This is a genomic window from bacterium (genome assembly GCA_024224155.1).
In the GTDB taxonomy this organism is placed as follows: Bacteria; Acidobacteriota; Thermoanaerobaculia; order Multivoradales; family JAHEKO01; genus CALZIK01.
The window spans coordinates 1-1,656 of the sequence record JAAENP010000366.1; the positions used below are offsets into that span (position 1 = coordinate 1).

Annotated in this window: 1 protein-coding gene; it reads right to left on the reverse strand. The window is 63.5% G+C overall.

The annotated features are described in order from the left end of the window. Positions 1-328 precede the first annotated feature (328 nt). Positions 329-1,609, reverse strand: a complete 1,281-nt coding sequence (locus GY769_18755; protein MCP4203963.1) for a transposase — start codon at positions 1,607-1,609, stop codon at positions 329-331. Positions 1,610-1,656: the final 47 nt, after the last annotated feature.

Consider the following 1,656-nt stretch of genomic DNA (forward strand, 5'->3'; position numbering starts at 1 on the left):
TCGATCGGCAAGACCCAGGCTCATCCTTCGCTCCTATGGCTGATTTCAGCTCCGCCGGCGTCATTCCCGCATGGCGACCGACAGATGGGGGCGACGGAGTCGACAAAAGACACCAGTCTTCTAGGAGTCTGGTGTGAAAAGGCTGTCTAGGAGAGCCGACTCTGCCATTGAGACAGATTCGGCGCCGGGCTTCCGATTGTTGCTCCGTGCTGGGTTGGTGCGCTGTTCGGGGTTCATGGCGCGGTTCGGTCGAATCTGGCGATTCTAAGACGCTCATCTGGTTCTCAGAGGCCGCAATCCGGTCTCCAGGCCGTTCCGACGGCCAAATCTAGGCCGCTTCCGCCACCCAACCGAGGTTTGTCCATTGGATCCCGAGCACGGCCAGACGTGCTAGGTTGTGAGCGGCGGCGAGGAGGTTGAAATCAGCATCCACTTTGGCTTGGCCGCGAACCCGTGCCCGACGTCCACCATGTCGGCGTCGCATCAGGTGGCCGAACTTACGTTCGACCTTGGGGCGGGTGGCTCGGTAGTCGGCGGCCCAGTCGGGATCCTGCTGCCGCTCGCGAGCTTCAGCTAGCAGTCTTTCATGAGGTCCCACTCGGATGCTGCGGCCACGTGAGGACTCGGTGCACTCGGGCCGCAACGGACAATCGGCGCACGCCCCAGCAAAGCGAGCGAAACCTTCGCCGGCGGCATTGCGGCGGATGGGGGCGGTGTGCCCAGCGGGACAGGTCACGGTGTCCGTGTCCAGATCGATCTGGAAGTGACTCTTCGGAAACAGGTTGCCTCGATTGGTAGGGGGCTGGGTTTTGCAGCCTGAGTCGATGCCCTGCTGTTCGAGATGGTTCAGAAACTCCCCGGTGCCGTAAGCCGCATCGCCGTAGACCTTCGGACGGTCAGAAGCTTCCTCATCCGCCAGGCTGGGCTCCGGCTCCCTGTCGGTGCCGGCGTTGCCGGCGCCGCTGAGGTCCGACGACGCGGGCTCCTCCTCAGGGGCTTTGCTCTCGGCGAGGTCCTCAATGAGATCGGCAGCGACGCTGGCGTCACCTGCGTTGGCCGCGCTCACGGCGGTGTCCGCGATGAATTCGCTGTCGGGATCCATGGACAGATGGCCCGTGTAGCCATCGAAGCCCTTCGATGAGCTCTTGTGGCCATGCCGAGCCTCCGGATCCACGGTCGAGATCACCCGATCCTTCGCCACCCGACGGGCAATACGATACGTGCCATCCTCGGCCTCCTCGAGATCTTGGCCCACGACTGTGGCCAACAGCTCAGCAGCCTCTTTGACTTCGGCGCTCAGCTCGCGACCCTCCAGAACCCTCAAGCACGCCAATGCATCGCAGGCCCGCGAGTCGATCAACGCCTCGCGGGCATCGGCGTCGTCCCAGTCGATTTGAGGTTTCGCGGTCGTAGCGTAGTCATCGCCGCTGGCCAGGACATCGCGCAGCTCGCTTTCCAGGCTCTCACCGGCCACCCTCAGCAGCGAGCGAACCGCCGAACGGATCAACGTCAGGGTGTCCATCGTCGCCACCGCGTCATATAAAGGCGTCGAATCCAGCACCCGCTTCATACCCACCAAACCCGCCTCCGAAGCCACAGCCTTCGTCACCTCGAAGATCCGGCGAGGAGCTTCAGAGGCCGCCAGACGAGCCCGCA